At 50.0% G+C, this 638-nt stretch carries 1 protein-coding gene; it reads left to right on the plus strand.

What is annotated here, in order from left to right; genetic code table 11:
- A partial coding sequence (locus HGH92_RS33435; protein WP_168875208.1) for a polyketide synthase dehydratase domain-containing protein occupies positions 1-638 on the plus strand: 638 nt, incomplete at both ends.

Consider the following 638-nt stretch of genomic DNA (forward strand, 5'->3'; position numbering starts at 1 on the left):
CATCAGCCTGCATGATGTGGGATATACATTGCAGACCGGAAGAGAAGCCATGGACGAGCGCCTGGCAGTGGTGGTGAAAGATGTCCCGTCGTTATTGGCCCAACTGGAAAAATATATATCCGGTGAACCCGGAGAATATTACCACGATAACTGCCGTAAGGAAAAGGAAGAAAGCGTGGCGACCGAAATGTTATCAATACAGGACCTGGCAATGGTGGGCCGGTCATGGGTGAAGGGAGCGACTATTAACTGGCAGGAGCTTTATTCGGCAGGCCAGAAGCCGCGACAGATCAGCCTGCCCACATATCCTTTTGAACAAAAACGCTACTGGATACCTATACGGGAAACAGCGTATAAACGTAATAGTTATAGGTTGCATCCGTTGTTGCATTGCAACGAATCTAATCTGAAGGAACAGAAGTTTACAAGCGTTTATACGGGATCGGAGTTTTTCCTGAACGAACATCGTTTATATAATGATAAAGTGCTGCCGGGTGCCGCTTATCTGGAACTGGCCAGAGTAGCGGGAGAGCTGTCAACAGGGGCGGGCGTGACCGGTTTACGGGACGTAACCTGGCAACGGTTGCTGAAAGTAGAAGATCAGGCCACCCCGGTGCATGTGCGGGTAGAGACATCAG

This window comes from Chitinophaga varians, from assembly GCF_012641275.1.
Lineage (GTDB): Bacteria > Bacteroidota > Bacteroidia > Chitinophagales > Chitinophagaceae > Chitinophaga > Chitinophaga varians_A.